The 16158-nt window shown below is 72.7% G+C and carries 18 protein-coding genes; 9 read left to right on the top strand and 9 right to left on the bottom strand.

Annotated features, from left to right (window positions below; genetic code table 11):
* Window positions 1-5: 5 nt before the first annotated feature.
* Genes ABTW95_RS30630 through ABTW95_RS30620 form a run of 3 tightly spaced genes read left to right on the top strand, consistent with a single transcriptional unit; the run spans window position 6 to window position 2180 of the window.
* Window positions 6-851: a DODA-type extradiol aromatic ring-opening family dioxygenase gene (locus tag ABTW95_RS30630; RefSeq protein ID WP_396451783.1), complete on the top strand. Its 846-nt coding sequence runs from the start codon at window positions 6-8 to the stop codon at window positions 849-851.
* On the top strand, window positions 848-1210 hold the full coding sequence (locus ABTW95_RS30625) for a hypothetical protein (RefSeq protein WP_396451785.1): 363 nt from the start codon (window positions 848-850) through the stop codon (window positions 1208-1210). The genes ABTW95_RS30630 and ABTW95_RS30625 overlap by 4 nt, the downstream gene beginning before the upstream one ends.
* A gap of 4 nt (window positions 1211-1214) precedes the next feature.
* A complete protein-coding gene (locus tag ABTW95_RS30620) occupies window positions 1215-2180 on the top strand; it encodes a quinone oxidoreductase family protein (RefSeq protein ID WP_500228127.1) in 966 nt (321 codons plus the stop codon).
* On the opposite strand, the gene ABTW95_RS30615 is transcribed toward ABTW95_RS30620, so the two are convergent.
* From ABTW95_RS30615 to ABTW95_RS30600, 4 genes are all read right to left on the bottom strand, one after another.
* The gene (locus ABTW95_RS30615) at window positions 2158-2967 is read right to left on the bottom strand and encodes an IclR family transcriptional regulator domain-containing protein (RefSeq protein ID WP_396451788.1); all 810 of its coding nucleotides are present in this window, start codon (window positions 2965-2967) and stop codon (window positions 2158-2160) included. The genes ABTW95_RS30620 and ABTW95_RS30615 overlap by 23 nt on opposite strands.
* A gap of 223 nt (window positions 2968-3190) precedes the next feature.
* Window positions 3191-3643, bottom strand: a complete 453-nt coding sequence (locus tag ABTW95_RS30610) for a MaoC family dehydratase (protein ID WP_396451790.1) — start codon at window positions 3641-3643, stop codon at window positions 3191-3193.
* Entirely contained in the window at window positions 3640-4530 is an 891-nt protein-coding gene (locus ABTW95_RS30605) for an amidohydrolase family protein (protein WP_396451792.1), read from the bottom strand. Before ABTW95_RS30605 ends, ABTW95_RS30610 begins: the two co-directional genes overlap by 4 nt.
* The gene (locus tag ABTW95_RS30600; RefSeq protein ID WP_500228126.1) at window positions 4527-5435 is read right to left on the bottom strand and encodes an SDR family NAD(P)-dependent oxidoreductase; all 909 of its coding nucleotides are present in this window, start codon (window positions 5433-5435) and stop codon (window positions 4527-4529) included. Before ABTW95_RS30600 ends, ABTW95_RS30605 begins: the two co-directional genes overlap by 4 nt.
* 120 nt (window positions 5436-5555) lie before the next feature.
* On the opposite strand from ABTW95_RS30600, the gene ABTW95_RS30595 reads away from it, so the two are divergent.
* The 3 genes from ABTW95_RS30595 to ABTW95_RS30585 all read left to right on the top strand — a co-directional run bounded on the left by ABTW95_RS30595 (window position 5556) and on the right by ABTW95_RS30585 (window position 9121).
* Window positions 5556-6464: a PaaX family transcriptional regulator gene (locus tag ABTW95_RS30595; RefSeq protein ID WP_396451795.1), complete on the top strand. Its 909-nt coding sequence runs from the start codon at window positions 5556-5558 to the stop codon at window positions 6462-6464.
* A 32-nt stretch (window positions 6465-6496) separates the two neighbouring features.
* A complete protein-coding gene (locus tag ABTW95_RS30590; RefSeq protein WP_396451797.1) occupies window positions 6497-7762 on the top strand; it encodes a pyridoxal phosphate-dependent aminotransferase in 1266 nt (421 codons plus the stop codon).
* Window positions 7763-7906: 144 nt separating this feature from the next.
* A complete protein-coding gene (locus ABTW95_RS30585) occupies window positions 7907-9121 on the top strand; it encodes a cytochrome P450 family protein (protein ID WP_500228125.1) in 1215 nt (404 codons plus the stop codon).
* A gap of 146 nt (window positions 9122-9267) precedes the next feature.
* Here ABTW95_RS30585 and ABTW95_RS30580 read toward each other — a convergent pair whose 3' ends face one another.
* Window positions 9268-10224: a DNA polymerase domain-containing protein gene (locus tag ABTW95_RS30580; RefSeq protein ID WP_500228124.1), complete on the bottom strand. Its 957-nt coding sequence runs from the start codon at window positions 10222-10224 to the stop codon at window positions 9268-9270.
* A 47-nt stretch (window positions 10225-10271) separates the two neighbouring features.
* Between ABTW95_RS30580 and ABTW95_RS30575 the strand changes: the two genes are divergently transcribed.
* Window positions 10272-10886 (top strand): FMN-binding negative transcriptional regulator, encoded by a 615-nt coding sequence (locus ABTW95_RS30575; protein WP_500228123.1) that lies wholly within the window; start codon window positions 10272-10274, stop codon window positions 10884-10886.
* Window positions 10887-10897: 11 nt separating this feature from the next.
* Here the strand turns inward: ABTW95_RS30575 and ABTW95_RS30570 are convergent, their stop codons facing one another.
* From ABTW95_RS30570 to ABTW95_RS30560, 3 genes are all read right to left on the bottom strand, one after another.
* Window positions 10898-11902 carry a transglutaminase-like domain-containing protein gene (locus tag ABTW95_RS30570; RefSeq protein WP_396454364.1) on the bottom strand — a complete coding sequence of 335 codons (1005 nt, stop codon included), beginning with the start codon at window positions 11900-11902 and terminating at the stop codon, window positions 10898-10900.
* A 1-nt stretch (window position 11903) separates the two neighbouring features.
* Window positions 11904-13370 (bottom strand): flavin-containing monooxygenase, encoded by a 1467-nt coding sequence (locus ABTW95_RS30565; RefSeq protein ID WP_500228122.1) that lies wholly within the window; start codon window positions 13368-13370, stop codon window positions 11904-11906.
* Window positions 13371-13433: 63 nt separating this feature from the next.
* Window positions 13434-13709, bottom strand: a complete 276-nt coding sequence (locus ABTW95_RS30560; RefSeq protein WP_396451806.1) for a sulfurtransferase TusA family protein — start codon at window positions 13707-13709, stop codon at window positions 13434-13436.
* Window positions 13710-14008: 299 nt separating this feature from the next.
* Between ABTW95_RS30560 and ABTW95_RS30555 the strand changes: the two genes are divergently transcribed.
* Entirely contained in the window at window positions 14009-14371 is a 363-nt protein-coding gene (locus ABTW95_RS30555) for an STAS domain-containing protein (RefSeq protein ID WP_396451808.1), read from the top strand.
* A 76-nt stretch (window positions 14372-14447) separates the two neighbouring features.
* On the opposite strand, the gene ABTW95_RS30550 is transcribed toward ABTW95_RS30555, so the two are convergent.
* The gene (locus tag ABTW95_RS30550) at window positions 14448-15329 is read right to left on the bottom strand and encodes an RlpA-like double-psi beta-barrel domain-containing protein (protein ID WP_500228121.1); all 882 of its coding nucleotides are present in this window, start codon (window positions 15327-15329) and stop codon (window positions 14448-14450) included.
* A gap of 219 nt (window positions 15330-15548) precedes the next feature.
* On the opposite strand from ABTW95_RS30550, the gene ABTW95_RS30545 reads away from it, so the two are divergent.
* A partial coding sequence (locus tag ABTW95_RS30545) for a maltotransferase domain-containing protein (protein ID WP_500228120.1) occupies window positions 15549-16158 on the top strand: 610 nt, incomplete at its 3' end.

The raw sequence follows: 16158 nt of genomic DNA, 5'->3' as shown, positions 1-16158 counted from the left end.
TCGCTGTGATCGCTTCGACCCACCATCCGTTCTACTACCGCGCCAGCACCTCGACCGGCGAGGACCGCCCCGACTTCGCGGACGAGTGGGTGCGCAAGGTCGAGGCGTTCCGCGAGACGCTGACGAAGGCCCGCCCGGACGTCCTGGTGATGGTCGGCTCCGACCACTTCCACCAGCTGTGGCTGGACAACATGCCGCAGTTCCTCATCGGCAAGGCGCCGTTCTACGACGCGAACTGGTACAACGAGGAACGCGAGTTCGGGCTGCCGCGCATGCTGTTCAAGGGCCAGGAGGACCTGTCGGCGTACCTGCTGCGCGAGGGCATGGACGCGGGCTTCGACCTCGCGTTCTCCAACGAGCTGCGGATCGACCACTCGATCACGTGCCCGATCATCACGCTGCGGCCGCAGAACGACCTGCCGATCGTCCCGGTCTACACCAACATCTTCGCGCCGCCGCTGCCGCGGCCGAAGCGGTTCGTCCAGCTCGGGAAGACGATCCGGGAGCTGGTCGAGTCGTGGCCGGGGAACCAGCGGGTCGCGGTCATCGGCACCGGCCACCTGTCGCTGGAGCTGGGCGGCCCGCGCCAGTTCGGGCCGCACGGCCCCGACCCCGAGTTCGACGCGAAGGCCGTCGAGTGGATCTCGACCGGCGACATCGAGGGCTGCCTGTCGGAGGTCACGCTCGACAGCCTGCACGCGCCGGGCAACGCCACCCACGGCTTCATGGACTTCATGCTGATGATGGGCGTGGCGGGCGAGGGCCGGAAGGCCGACTACGTCGACACCTACGACCTGTTCCACACGATGGAGGCCTACTTCACCTGGTACCCGAACGGAGCGGCCAAGTGAGCAAGTACCTGCTGAACAAGTTCCTCTACACCGTCGACCGCGACCCGGAGCTGGTCGAGCGCTACCGCAACGAGCCGGAGGCGACGGTGGCGTGGTGGGAGGACGAACAGGCCAACCGCATCATCAACTGCCACGGCTGCGAGTCGTCCACCTGGCTGCGGTTCGAGGACGAGGAGCGCGCGGCGCTCGCCGGGCACGACTACCCGAAGCTGTTCGAGCTGGGCGCGCACCCGTTCCTCACGCTGACGCTGTTCATCGCGATGTTCGAGCGCGACCACGACGAGCCGCTCGGGTTCCAGCTGGAGTACGCGCGGCGGCTCGGGCACTTCTCGCTCCCCTACCCCGACATCGCGACCTGAGCCGATGCGCGCCGCGGAGATCAGGGAGTGCGGGCGTCCGCCCGCGGTGGCGGAGCGGAAGCCCCCCGTGCCGGGCGACGGCGAGGTCCTGGTGGACGTGCTCGCCGCGCCGATCACACCGCTCGACCTGCTGTGCGCGACCGGGACGTCCTACTTCGGGACGCCGGCGACGCCGTACGTGCCGGGCGTCCAGGGCGTCGGGACGGCCGGGGGCCGGACGGTCTGGTTCCCGAGCCCGGCCGGGATGGCGCCGGGCGACGGCAGCATGGCCGAGGCCGCCGCCGTCCCGGAGTCCTCGCTCGTCGAGCTGCCCGAGGACGCCGATCCGGTGCAGGTCGCGGCGCTCGGGCTGTCGGCCGTCGCCGCGCACATGGCGCTGGTCTGGCGCGGCGAGCTGTCCGCCGGGGAGCAGGTCGTCGTGCTCGGCGCGGGCGGGGTCGTCGGGCAGGCCGCCGTGCAGCTCGCCCGGACGGCGGGCGCGCGGCGCGTCATCGCCGGCGCCCGGTCGCCGCAGGCCCGGGAGCGGGCCGCGCGCGCCGGGGCGGACGCGGTCGTGCCGCTGGACACCGCGGACGCCGCCGAGCTCGCGCGGCGGTTCGCCGACGCCGCCGACGGGCCCGTGGACCTCGTCCTCGACCCGCTGTTCGGCGCCCCCGCGGCGGCCGCGGCCCGGGTGCTGCGCCCCGGCGGGCGGCTGGTCAACCTGGGCAGCTCGGCGGACGAGACGTGCCCGATCGAGTCGTCCACCATCCGGGGGAAGTCGCTGCGGCTGCTCGGCTACACCAACAACGAGCTCTCCGCGGCGCAGCGGGCGTCGTCGGTCGCGTTCATCGCCGGGGAGGCCGCCGCCGGGAGGCTCGCCGTCGCCCACGAGACCGCGCCCCTGGAGGACGCGGCGGCGGCGTGGCGGCGCCAGCGGGACGGCAGGGCCGAGGGGCGGATCGTGCTCACCCCGCGGCCGGCCGGGTGACCTGGGGGACGGTCTCCAGCCGGGCGAAGTCGGCGCTGATCTCCCCCGCCGTGTGCAGCAGCATCGGCAGGTACTCCTCCAGGAGCTGCTCGACGGGGGTCTCGGCGGCGTGCGTGTTGACGTTGATGCCCGCGATGACCTTGCCGGAGCCGTCCCGCAGCGGCGCCGCGACCGAGCGGATGCCGCGCGCGAGCTGCTCGTCGGTCAGCGCCCAGCCGCGCGCCCGCACCTCGCGCAGCTCCGCGTCCCGCTCGGCCTTGGTGAGCTGGACGCGGGGCTCCAGGCCGGAGCGGCTCGGCTCGGCGAGGATCCGGTCGACCTCGGCGGGGTCGAGCGCGGCGAGCTGCACCTTGCCGAGCGAGGTCTGCAGCGCCGGGAACCGGGTGCCGATCTGCACCGCCAGCGCGACGATCTTCGGTACGGCGACGCGCGCGACGTAGACGATGTCGGACCCGTCGAGCTGCGCGATCGAGCACGACTCGTTCGTCTTCGCGACGAGCCGCTCCATGTGCGGGCGCGCCACCTCCCACAGGCCCATGGACCGGACGTAGGCGACGCCCAGGTCGAGGACGCGCGGGGTGAGGGCGTAGCCGCCGTCGGCGGCGCGCACGTAGCCGAGCTCCTGCAGGGTGAGCAGGATGCGGCGGGCGGTCGGCCGGGCCAGCCCGGCGGCCTCGGCGACCTGCGCGAGCGACATCACGGGCCGCCGCGCCTCGAAGGCGGTGATGACGTCAAGGCCCCGGGCCAGCGCCTCGATGAAATCCGGTCCGGTGCCTTCCCGTGGCATCGATCATCCCCTCGCCCGCCGTGCTGGATCACTCGTTGTCCATCATACGGACAAGTGACCGGAGTTCCGCGACCCGCCCCGTCCGGGCAGGCCGCGGGTCTCCCCCGGCAGGGGACGGAGGCGGGCGGCCGGGAACGAACGCACAGCGGACAGCGACAGCGACAGCGACAGCGACAGCACGATCGTGCCGGTGACGGGACCAGCGGCGCCGCCCGGCCGCGGGTCAGGGGTGGAAGCGGAAGATCGCCTGGAGGACGCAGGCGGGCTTGGCGTGGTTCTCGATCTCGACCGTCAGGTCGGCGGTCACCTGGACGCCGCCGGCGATGTCCGCCACGTCGGCGAGCGATCCGGACAGGCGGATGCGGGAGCCGGCCGGGACGGGAGCGGGGAACCGCACCCTGTTCAGGCCGTAGTTCACCTTCGTCGTGACGCCGGTGACGTCGAGCAGTTCCGTCCACAGCGGGATGACCAGCGACAGCGTCAGGTAGCCGTGCGCGACGGGGCCGCCGAAGGGTCCGTCCTTCGCCCGCTCCGGGTCGACGTGGATCCACTGGTGGTCGCCGGTGGCGTCCGCGAACATGTTGATGCGGGCCTGGTCCACCTCCAGCCACCGGGTGGTGCCGAGCGAGCCGCCGGCCAGGCTCTTCAGGTCCTCGTACGCGACGGTCGTGCTCATGCCTTCTCCTTGCTGCCGAGGCCCAGCGCCCGGACGGCGTTGTCCTTGAGGATCTTGGGGCGGACGTGCGGTTTGATCTCCAGCGCGTCGAAGTCCCGCCGCCACCGGTCCGGGGTGATCACCGGGTAGTCGGAGCCGAACAGGACCTTGTCCTGCAGCAGCCCGTTGGCGTAGCGGACGAGCTGCGGCGGGAAGTACTTCGGCGACCAGCCGGACAGGTCGATGTAGACGTTCGGCTTGTGCGTGGCGACGGCGAGGGCCTCGTCCTGCCAGGGGAACGACGGGTGCGCCATGATGATCGTCAGGTCGGGGAGGTCGACGGCGACGTCGTCCAGCAGCATCGGGTTCGACAGGCCGAGCCGGATGCCGCCGCCGCCCGGCATGCCGGCGCCGATCCCGGTCTGCCCGGTGTGGAACAGGGCGGGGACGCCGTGCTCGGCGGCGACCTCCAGCAGCGGGTAGGCGCTGCGGTCGTTGGGCGCGAAGCCCTGCAGCGACGGGTGGAACTTGATGCCGCGGACCCCGTGCTCCTCGATCAGCCGGCGGAACGTCCGGGCTCCGGCCCGCCCCTTCGCCGGGTCGATGCTCGCGAACGGGATGAGCACGTCGGGGTGCTCGGCGGCGCGGTCGGCGATCTCCTCGCTGGAGATGGCCGGATGGCCGGTGGCGTTCTCGATGTCGACGGTGAACACGACCGCCGCCAGGCGCCGCTCCCGGTAGTAGGACGCGATCTCGTCGATCGTGGGGGTGCGGTTGGCGTCGGCGCCGAAGTACTTCGCGGACGCCTCCATGAACTCGTCCGGCAGCGAGAGGTGCCCGTGCAGGTCGGACTCCACGTGGACGTGGACGTCGACGGCCTCCAGCGCGTCCAGGTCGAGGCCGCTCATCGCGGCTGCTCCTCGGGGAGGTTCTCCCCCACGGTCTGCTCGTGCTCGGCGAAGACCGTGGGCCAGGCGGCGGCGATGTCGTCGGCGCTCCACCCGCCGTCCCGGTAGGCGGCGACGGCCTGGGTCGGGTGCGTCCACAGGGAGAGCCGGTCGCCGCCGACGCCGATCGCCTGCCCGGTGATGCCGGACGCGGCGTCCGAGGCGAGGAAGGCCACCAGCCCGGCGGCGTCCTCGGGCGTGCCGAAGGCCAGGGCGCGGCGGGCGAACGACGGCATCTCCTCCCCGCGGCGCATCGCCTCGACGTACGGGGCGAGCGCGGGGATCGTCTCGGTCATCGCGGTCGCCGCGACCGGGACGATCGCGTTCACGGTGACGTCCGCGCGGGCCAGCTCCATCGCCCAGGTGCGGACGAACCCGACGATCCCGGCCTTGGCCGCCGAGTAGTTCGTCTGTCCGAAGTTGCCGCGCTGCCCGGCCGGCGAGCCGACCAGGATGAGCCGGCCGCCCTCGCCCTGCTCGCGGAACCGGCGCGCCGCCGCGCGGGCGCAGGTGAACGTGCCCTTGAGATGGACCTGGACCACCGTGTCGAAGTCGTCGTCGGTCATCTTCCACAGCACGCGGTCGCGCAGGACGCCGGCGTTGGTCACCATCACGTCCAGTCGGCCGAACTCCGCCACCGCCCGCCCGACCAGGGCGTCGGCGGCCTCGGCGGGTCCGACCGCGGCGGGGTGCGCGACGGCCCGCCCGCCCGCGTCGGCGATCTGCTCGGCCGCGGCCTCGGCGGCGGCCGCGTCCGCGTCGTTGACCACGACCGCCGCGCCCGCGCGGGCGAGTTCCGCCGCGTAGGCGAGGCCGAGGCCGCGCCCGGCGCCGGTCACCACCGCCGCCTTCCCGTTCAGCTCCATGGGCACCCTTCCGATCCGCTCGTTCCCTAGAAATTAGATTCACTACTGTCGTGCGTCAAGATTTCATCGAATAACCTTGGTCACGGCGGGAGGGCGGCGCGGCATGGTGAGATGTCCCCGATGACGACGCTGCACACGACGGGACACCACGGGGACACGACGGCGACCGGAGGGACGGGCATGATCGCCGAGCGGGACGCGTCCGCGGGCGCACGGGGGCGGCGGCGCGCACCGCAGCAGCTGCTGTTCAGCTTCCTCGGCTCGCTCGTCCTCGACCGCGACCTGCCGCCGATCAGCTCGCGGGTGTTCCTGCACCTGCTGGAGGACCTCGGGGTCGCGGAGGCGGCGGGCCGCGCCACGCTCGCGCGGATGACCCGCAAGGGGCTGCTCGCCCGCGTCCGGGAAGGGCGCACCGCGCGGTTCTCGCTCACCCCGTGGGCCGAGGATCTGCTGCGCGAGGCGAGGCCGCGGGTGCGGTCCCCGCAGCCGTTCACCCATCCGGGCGGCGAGTGGACGCTGCTCAGCTACTCCATGCCGGAGAGCCGCCGCGACCTGCGCCACCAGATCCGCGCCCGGCTGATCTGGGCCGGGTTCGGCGGGCTGCGGGACGGGCTGTGGATCGCGCCCGGCCGGGTCGACATCGCCGCGATCTTCGCCGGGCCCGAGTTCGCCGAGCTGGGGGAGCTTGCCGACGCGTTCTACTCCGTTCCGGTGGAGGGCACCGACGTGCCCCGGCTGCTGCACCGGGCGTGGGACGTGGAGGCGATCCGCGCCGAGCACGAGGCGTTCCTCGCCACCTGGACGGCCGACCGGGAGCGGCGCGGGCGGCCGCTGTCCCGGCTGACCCTGCTCGGCGCCGACTGGCTGCAGCTGCTGCGCACCGACCCCGGCCTGCCCGCCGAGCACCTCCCCGGCGACTGGCCCGCGCCCGCGTCCACCGCCCTGTACCGGGAGCGGTTCGCCGCCCTCGAACCGGACGCGGCGGCGCAGCTCCGCAAGCTCCTCGCCGACGACGCCGGGCGCCGCTGAACCCCGCTCCGCGCGGGCGCGTACCGTCTTTCGTGTCCACGGAGCCGATAGATCCGAGCCTGCTGCGCAAGAACGCGCACAGCCCGTCCTTCTTCGCCCTCCAGCGGGCCTCGTCCGGCCGCCACGACCTGGTCGACTTCTGCATCCCGTGCAATCCCTACTTCCCGACGCCGGGCATGTTCTCCCAGCTCGCGGGGTCGCTGGAGCAGATCCTGAAGTACTACCCGAGCGACGCCGACACGATCACCGCGGAGCTGTGCTCGACGCTCGGGCACAACCCGCAGACGGTCGTCATGGGCAACGGGTCCACCGAGCTGATCACCTGGATCGACCACCTGCTGGTGCGGGAGAGCCTCGCCACCCCGATCCCGACGTTCGGCCGCTGGACGGACCAGCCGCTGGAGACCGGCAAGCGGGTCGACATGTTCCAGCTCCACGAGATGCGCGGCTTCGAGTGCAACGTGGACGAGTTCGTCCACTTCGTCCGGGCGCGCGGCTCGCGGGCGGCGGTCATCTGCAACCCCAACAACCCGGACGGCGGCTACGTCCCGCGCCGCGAGGTCGTCCGGCTGCTGGACTGCCTCATCGACCTGGACCTCGTGGTCGTGGACGAGTCGTTCCTCGACTTCGTGGACGCCGAACCGCACACCAGCGTCGCCGACGAGGCCCGGATCCGCCCCAACGTCATCGTGCTGAAGAGCCTCGGCAAGAACTTCGGCCTGCACGGCATCCGGTTCGGCTACCTGGTCGCCAACCCCGCGCTGGCGCGGACCGTCCGCGCGGCGCTGCCGAAGTGGAACCTCAACTCCTTCGCCGAGGTGGTGGTGTTCCTGCTGCGCGAGCACGGCGCCGAGTACCGGGAGAGCCTGCGGCTGCTGTCCCGCGACCGGATGCTGATGGCGCAGCAGCTGGCCTCGCTGCCGGGGCTGAAGGTGTTCCCGTCGCAGGGCAACTTCATCATGGTCAAGCTGCCGGACGGCAAGGACGGCGTGGCGCTGCGGGACCACCTGATCGCGCACCACGGCGTGTTCGTCCGGGAGTGCGGCAACAAGCTCGGCTCGACGAGCCAGTTCCTGCGGCTGGTCGTGCGGCCGCAGGCCGACGTGCAGCGGCTGCTGATCGGCCTCGGCTCCTACCTGTACGGGCAGGCCGCGGACGCCCCGCCCGACAACGTCGTCACGCCCGGCCACGGGTGGGGCGAGCCGGCCGCCGCGGGCGCCGAGCCGGACCCGGCCGGCCGCTTCACCGATCTCCCGCACACCGAGTCCCGAACTGAGGATTTCCGCGCCGCCATTTAAGGAAAGGCCGAAAAAGGGAATCCGCGGGCAATCCGGCGAGATGATCTAGCGGGCGGGCGCGGTGCGCCGTACGTTGGCTGCATTGTCCGTCCGGGAGCCGCCCCCTTTACGGTGCGCTCCGACGCGTCCGCAGAGAGGGCCGCAATGGAGAATCCATTCGTCATCGACCCGTCCGGCAGCGATGTCCAGGGAGAGGCCGCGAAACTGCGGGCGCGCGGCCCGGTGACGCCGGTGGAACTGCCCGGCGGCGTCGCCGCGTGGGCGGTGACCGGCCAGGAGCAGCTCAAGCGGCTGCTGGCCGATCCGCGGGTGTCGAAGGACCCGAATCTGCACTGGACGAAATGGATCGACGGCGAGGTCGGCGAGGAGTGGCCGCTCAGCCTGTGGGTCTCGGTGAAGAACATGTTCACCGCCTACGGCGAGGAGCACCGCCGGCTCCGCGCCATCATCTCCCGCGCGTTCACCCCGCGCCGCACCGAGGTGCTCCGGCCGGACGTCGAGCGGATCACCGCCGGGCTCATCGACGGGCTGGCCGCGTCCCCGGACGGGCGCGCCGACCTGCGCGAGGCGTTCGCCTACCCGCTGCCGATCGAGGTGATCTGCCGGCTGTTCGGCGTCCCCGACGCGACCCGGCCGAGCCTGCGCCGCTGCGTGGACGGCATCTTCAACACGGCGCTGACGCCGGAGGAGGCGCTCGCCAACCAGGCGGAGATGTACGGCATCCTGCAGGAGTTCGTCGCGTTCCGGCGCCGCGAGCCCGCCGACGACCTGGCGGGCGTGCTCATCTCCTCCCGCGACGAGGACGGCTCGCAGCTCAGCGAGACCGAGCTGGTCGACACGCTGATCCTGATGATCTCCGCCGGGCACGAGACCACGGTGAACCTGCTCGACCAGGTGATCACCGCGCTGCTGACGCACCCGGAGCAGCGCGCGCTCGTCCGGTCCGGCGAGGTGCCGTGGACCGAGGTGATCGAGGAGGCGCTGCGCTGGCAGGCGCCCGTCGCGAACCTGCCGCTCCGCTACGCGGTGGAGGACATCGACGTCGACGGCGTCACGATCGGGAAGGGCGAGGCGATCCTCGCCGCCTACGCGGCCGCCGGCCGCGACCTTTCCCTGCACGGCGACGACGCCGACCTGTTCGACATCAGGCGGGCGAACAAGGAGCACATCTCCTTCGGCCACGGCGTGCACTTCTGCGTGGGTTCGCACCTCGCGCGGATGGAGGCCGAGATCTCGCTGCCCGCGCTTTTCGGCCGCTTCCCCGATATGGAGTTCGCCGTCGACCCGGCCGAACTCCGCCCGGTCGAGTCGTTCATCTCCAACGGCCACCGGGCGCTGCCGGTGGTCCTCAATTCCTGAGCCTTTCGCCGGGCATTTTCCCGGCCCGCTTCCGGAAGCCCCGGAAACGCGCGGCGCAGCCCGATGATTCGTCGCCCGGCGAGTCGCCGCCCGATGATTCGCCGCCCGACGAGCCGCCGCCCGACGAGCCGCCGCCGGGCGGTCCGTCAGCCGGCGTCGCGGCGCGCCTTGGCCCGGCGCTTGCCCTCGTGCATCGCCTGGACGCGCGCGATCGGAATGGTGCGGCCGTGCTCGATCAGGTCGGCGGGCAGCGACTGCGGTTCCGGCATGAGGCCGGACCAGGGGTCGCGGCCGCCGAGGACGCCGAGGGCCGTCTTGATCGTGAAGTCGGCCGGGGCGACGCCGTCGAGGTCGTCCCACGCGACGGGGAACGAGACGGGCGTCCCCGGGCGGATGCGCGGGCTGTAGGCGGCGGCCACGGTCGCGCCGCCGGCGCGGGTCGAGTCGAGGAACACCTTGCCGTCCCGGTCCTCGCGGATGAACGCCGTCGTCGCGAGGCCGGGGTCGAGCCGCTCGGCGCGGACGCCGAGCGCGCGGGTCGCCGCGGCAACGTCCTCGGCGGGCGTCCGGCCGTCCAGCGGCACGAACACGTGCACGCCCTTCGCGCCGCTCGTCTTGACCGCGCCCCGCAGCCCGCACTCCTCCAGCGCCCGGCGGACGAGATGCGCGGCGCGGACGGCGGCGCCGAACGCGCCGGACCCCGGCGGGTCGATGTCGATGACGAGGTGGGTGGGGCGGTCCGGCGCGTCCGCGCGGAACAGCGGCGGGTGGTACTCGACGGCGCGCTGGTTGGCGAACCACAGCAGCGTGCGGCGGTCGTCGCACAGCGCGTACGCGACCTCGCGGCGGGACGTCTCGGCCCACATCCGCACCGTGCGCACCCACTCCGGCGTGTACTTCGGCACGTTCTTCTGCATGAACGGCTTCTGGCCGCGCAGCACGCGGATCACCGACAGGGGGCGGCCGGCGAGCTGCGGGACGAGGCGGTCGGCGACGGCGTCCAGATAGTCGACCAGGTCGCGCTTCGTCGCGCCCGCTCCCTCGAACAGGGGCTGGTCCAGGTTGGTCAGCCGGACCCCGGCACGCTCCTCTTCGGCGCTCACCCCACCACCTTCGCACGCGCCTCCGACAACCGAGTAGCGTCGGCCGCATGTACGTTCCGGCGCATTTCGCTGCAAATGACACCGAGGTCAGGGAGCTGCTGGCCGGATGCGACGCGGCCGACCTGGTGACGAGCACGCCGCGCGGGCTCATCGCGACGTTCCTGCCCATCCTGTACGACCCGTCGGTGGGCGAGCACGGCGCGATCCTGGCGCACGTCGCGCGCAACAACGACCAGTGGCGCGAGCCAGCCGCCGGCGAGTCGCTGTTCATCCTGCACGGCCCGCACGCCTACGTGTCGCCGTCCTGGTACCCGTCCAAGCACGAGCACGGCCGCGCGGTGCCGACGTGGAACTACCTCACCGCGCACGTCTACGGCCGCCTCGTCGTCCACGACGACCCGGCGTGGGTCGAGTCGATGGTCCGCCGCCTGACCGAGCGCCACGAGAGCGGCCGCGACCCGTCTTGGGCGGTGGACGACGCCCCCGCCGAGTTCATCTCGGGGCAGCTGCGCGCGATCGTGGGCCTGGAACTGGTCATCAGCAGGATCGAGGCCAAGGCGAAGATGAGCCAGAACCGCCCCGAGGCCGACCGCGCCGGCGTCGTCGAGGGCTACCTGGCGGAGGGCGACACCGCGATGGCCGAGGCCGTCCGCGACGCCTGACTCCGCCGCGGTCAGGTCAGCGGGTCCAGGGTCGTCGTCACGCGGGGCGCCCGGCCGGCGGCGCAGGTGTGGGACGCGAGGTCGGCGCCCACGCCCAGTGCGGTCGGGATGAGGCGGTTCGTGCGGAACGCGATGCCGGGGTCGCGAAGCATCGGGTTGGCGCCGGGGATCACCTCGGCGAGCAGCACGAACGTCGGGTCGATGACCTTGGTGACGCCGTCGTCGTCCACGACCTCCACCCAGGCGTGCACGAGGTCCGGCAGGCCGACGAGCCAGCCGATCCGCGTGGTGGCGGGGATGCCCTCCTCCCGGCAGAGGCGGGCGATGTAGCGGCTGGCAGAGCCGCAGCTCGCGAACCCGCGCGGGATGAGGGACTCGTCGTTCCGCATCGCCTCGGGGAGCCGCAGCCAGCGCAGCTCCGCGCCCACGAACTCGCGCAGGATCGCGCGGAGCGCGGGCGAGCGCAGCACGGGGCAGTCGCCGACCGTCCGCAGCACGGCCGAGAGGGTGAGCGCCGGCCCGGACCCGCGGGCGGTCGCCGCCGGCCCGGCGGGGACGTCGCGCGCCGCGCCGGCCGGCAGGGCGCGGACCTGGCGGACCTTCCCGCCGTAGGCGCCGGTCCGGGGCCGGGCGAGCGTGTTGCGGGCGCCGGGCCCGCAGCCCTCCGGGGCGCCGCAGGCGACGCGCAGCTCGAACCGGGACATGCGGGGCGCGATGAGGTCCTCGCAGGACGAGCGGGTCCAGCGCAGGGCGGACGCGACGCCCCGCTCGACCGCGGTGCGCCCGGAGCCGGAGTAGAGGGCGAGGTTGAACAGGTCCCGGGAGTCGAACCGCTCCCGGCCGCGCCCGCCGGTGGCCGGGAGCCCGTGCCGGATCAGCGCGGACAGCGCGTCCTGGTCGCAGGCGAGCATCGAGGCGGCGTCGGCCCGGCCGGTGTCCGGCCGGTGGTGCTCCGGGGGGATGACGAGGATCCCGTCGAGCGCGCGCAGCAGCGGGTGGGCGGAGGCGCGGGCCATGTCAGCGCTTCACGAAGTGGTAGTCGGACGGGTCGAGGCCGCGGGTCCGGCGGCGGTAGCCGAGCATCGAGCCCGGCCAGTTGCTCGCGTTGCGGCCGCCCCGCGTGTACCAGCTGGTGCAGCCGCCGGCGTTCCAGACGGTCCCGCCGAGGCGGCGCTGGAGGCGCTCGTCGAACGCGGAGAGCACGTCCTCGCGGACGTCCATGTACAGCACCTCCGGGTCGCGCAGGGCCCGGACGGCTTGCACGATGTAGGCGATCTGGCTTTCCAGCATGTGTACCACCGACCCGGAACCGACGTTGGTGTTGGGCCCGTACATCAGGAAGAAGTTCGGGAAACCGGCGACGGTCATGCCGAGGTAGGCGCGCGGCCCGTCCCGCCAGGCGTCGTCCAGCGCGCGGCCGTCCAGCCCCGAGACGCGCATCGGCGCGACGAAGCCGTGCGACTGGAAACCGGTGCCCATGATGATCGTGTCGGCCCGGTGCGACCTCCCGTCGGCGGTGACGACCGCGTCCGGTGCGACCTTGACGATCGGGCTGGTGACGACGTCCACGTGGGGGAGGTTGAGGGTCCTGTAGTAGTCGCTGGACACCAGGACGCGCTTGCAGCCGAGCTCGTAGCCGGGCGTCAGGTTCTTCCGCAGCTCCTTGTCGCGCACCGACCACCGCGTGGCGCGGCACAGCGCCCGGATGTGGGCGGACAGCACCCGGCGCCCGCGCGGCGAGATCAGCATCGGGTTGAGCAGCACCTCGAACCAGACGAACACCCCGAGGCGGGACAGCCGCTGCAGGACCGGGAACCGGCGGTTGAGCCGGGAGCGGACGCGCGGGTAGCGGCGGTCCCACTTCCAGCCCACCCACTGCGGCTCGCGCTGGAACACGGTCAGCTTCGCGGCCCGCGGCGCGATCCGCGGGACGAACTGGACGGCGCTCGCCCCGTTGCCGACGACGGCGACGTCGCGTCCGGAGAGGTCGTGGCCGTGGTCCCACTCCGCCGAGTGGAACACGGCGCCGCCGAAGGACTCCAGGCCGGGGATGTCGGGCAGGTGCGGCCGGCTGAGCTGCCCGCACGCCGAGACCAGCACCTCCGCCGGGCACGTCTCCCCCTCGGCCGTCCGCAGGTTCCAGCGCCCCTCCTTGGCGTCGAAGTCGGCGGAGGCGATCTCCGTCCGGAACCTCATGTGCTCCATGACGCCGTACTTGCGCGCGCACCCGCGCAGGTAGTCGAGGATCTCCGGCTGCGGCGCGAACCGGCGCGACCAGTCGTGCTTCGGCTCGAACGAGTAGGAGTACAGGTGGGAGGGGGCGTCGCACGCCGCGCCGGGATAGGTGTTCTCGCGCCACACGCCGCCGACGCCGTCGGCCCGCTCGAAGACGGTCAGCTCGGTGAAGCCCGCGCGCTTCAGCGCGATGGCGAGCCCGAGCCCGCTGAACCCGCTCCCCACGATCGCGACCGACGGTCCGCCCATGGCAATGGTCCCTTCGACGCCCACGCCACAGTAACCGCTAATTGGCGCGTCGCCAATAGCCTCTCAGCGCGGGCGCCAGGGCGATTCGGGGGACGTGGGCCGGGGATCGGCGGCCACCCGCAGGGCATAGGTGGGGGCCGGCGCGCGCTCGACGGGGCCGAGGTAGGCGTGGCCGGTCAGATGGCACCAGGCGGGCAGGTCGATGGGGGCCGCCGGGTCGAGGGCGATCAGGTGGACGACGGTGCCGGGCGCGAGTCCGGCGAGGCGCCCGCGCAACTCCAGCAGAAGGCGCACGCAGGAGCGGTCGCCTCCGTCGATCACCACTGGGTCCGTGCTCATTCCCACACCCCCGGTTCTAGCAGGCCGCCGGGTGAAATATATGGCTTTGTCACCACGAGACGCCCGGCGGGGCGGCGCACCCGCACGCCCCCGCCGCGCGCCCCGGCGGGCAGGCGAGGCAGCGGACGAAAACGACAGACCCGGACGAAACGCGAGCGAACGAGTTCGTCTCGGATATGGGCGAGGGACGCCCTAGACTTGACTTCTTCTTTCAGGTTTCGTCCAGGATCAACGCTTACAGTCGCAGTGGAGTACCCCCCGTTGTCATCCAGGTGAGGAAACCGACTTTGGGGCGAACGATGGAGCTCGGAGCAGCGCGGGTGGAGATCACGGAGACCTGCGGGACGCTGACGTTCCCGGACGAGGTCGACCTGAGCAACGGCGAGGAGATCCTCGCCCAGGCCGTGCGGCTCCTCGACTCCGGGACACCGGCCCTGATCCTCGATCTCACCGGCTGCACGTTCTGCGACTCCAACGGGCTGAACGTGATCACGCGTTCGCAGATGCGGGCGAGCGAGCTGGGGGTGCCCATGTGGGTGGTGCTGCCGCCGCGCGGCCTGGTCCGCCGGGTGTCGGACGTGGCCGGGCTGCAGCGCCGCGTCGCGATCGCGCCGGACGTGGCCACCGCCCGCGAGGCGCTCGCCGCCCATCCCTCGCCCTAGGCCGGACCGCCGGGCCGGCGGCCGGTCGGCCGGACGGGCCCGGCTGGTGGCGCCTCGCCGGGCCCGCCCTCTCCCGTCAGCCGACGCGCTCGATGCGGGCGCGGCGGATGAGGAACTTGCCCGCCTCCCGCACCTGCTCGAACGCGGCGTTGTTCAGCAGCATGCAGCTGCCGGACACGGACGTCACCTCGACGGTCGTCGACTTGTCATTGTCGAGGTTGGTGACCTTCACCTTCGTCCCGACGGGAAGCGTGCCGCTGGACGCCGCCGGGGCGCCCGCCTCGCCGGACAGCGTCACCGTCGACCCCTGGCAGACGACGTCACCGGACGCGGCGGGGGCCGCGCTCCGCGACGGTTCGGGCGCCGCGCTCCCGGTCGGCTCCGCCTTCTGGGGCGGCGCAGTCTTGGGCGGCGCGGTCTGGGGCGGTGCCGCGCCGGCGTTCTTCGCGGCGGCCTCCTCATTGCCGCAGAACGACTCGGTGAACGCGTCGGTGCTCTCGCCCCGCGCCTTCTTGGCCCGCTCCCCGAGGCAGAGCGAGGAGATCTTGTTCGCCGGGCCTAGGCCGCTGACCGCGTTGGCGGTATTGGCGAAACGCTCGCGCTGCCGGCAGTGGAACGCGAGCCCGAAGTCCAGCGCCGGGTCGCCCTGCGCAGCCCGTTCGTTGACGGCCCGGCACGTGGCGCTCACCTGCATCGCGGGTTTCTCGCCCTTGGCCCTGGCCGCCTGGCGCTGGTCCTCCAGCGCGGCGAACTCCGCCTGGTCGCAGTTCTCGGCGGCGCCGACGTCCACCGCCCTCCCGGCCGCGATGTCCTGCCGGATCTGGGCGCACGCCGACGACTCCGCCGCGACCTGGCCCGCCGTCCGCTCCTGCCCGCCGCCGCAGGCGGCCGCACCGCCCAGGATCGCGGCCAGCCCCGCCGCGCCGAGGACCGTCCGCGCAATTCTCGTTCTGCTCACCGATGAACTCCTTCATTCGCCGACTAGCCCGCATTACGGGAGTAGCGCGACAAGGAGTTCAAAGATCAAATCTGCCTTAAATCTGGCGAATTCCTGCCTAATGGACATTGTCCATCGGGAGGCCGGTTCTTTGCGTGATCTTGTGGTGGTGCGGATGGCCGGGAGGTTGCGGACGGGGCATGGATGTCTGGGACCACCACTGACGATCCGGGAGCGGCAATGCAGGTGAAGCTGGAGGGCGAGCTCGGTCGCATCCCGATCGTGGATGTGGCGCCGGTGGTGGGGTGCGGCCGGTGGCCGGCGAAGGCCGTGGTGGGTGAGACGGTCGAGGTGTCGGCGACGGTGTTCCGGGAGGGGCACGAGATGCTGGGCGCGGCGGCGGTGCTGCGCACGCCGGACGGCGAGGAGCTGCCGGGGCAGCGGATGGCCGAGGTCGGGGCGGGCCTGGACCGCTGGTCGGCGCAGGTGACGCCGACCGAGACCGGGTCGTGGTCGTTCCGGGTGGAGGCGTGGGGCGACCCGATCGCGCACTGGTGGCACGACGCGCAGATCAAGGTGCCGCGCGGCCAGGACGTCGAACTCATGCTCACCGAAGGCGCGGCGCTGTTCACGCGGGCCGCGCGCGAGGCGCCCGCGAAGGACCGGCGAGTCCTGACGCGCCTCACCCGCCTCCTGTCGGACGAGGACGAGGACGCGCTCGAACGCCTCGCCGCCGCCGGAGACGCGACCGTGCTGGACGTGTTGGAGCGTCATCCGCTGCGGGATCTGCTGACGGTGTCGGACTGGTACCCCCTGGTCGTCCACCGCCGCCGCGCCCTGTACGGCGCCT

This window comes from Spirillospora sp. NPDC127506 (assembly GCF_040302145.1).
In the GTDB taxonomy this organism is placed as follows: Bacteria; Actinomycetota; Actinomycetes; order Streptosporangiales; family Streptosporangiaceae; genus Spirillospora.
This window is presented reverse-complemented; position numbering and strand designations above follow the sequence as displayed.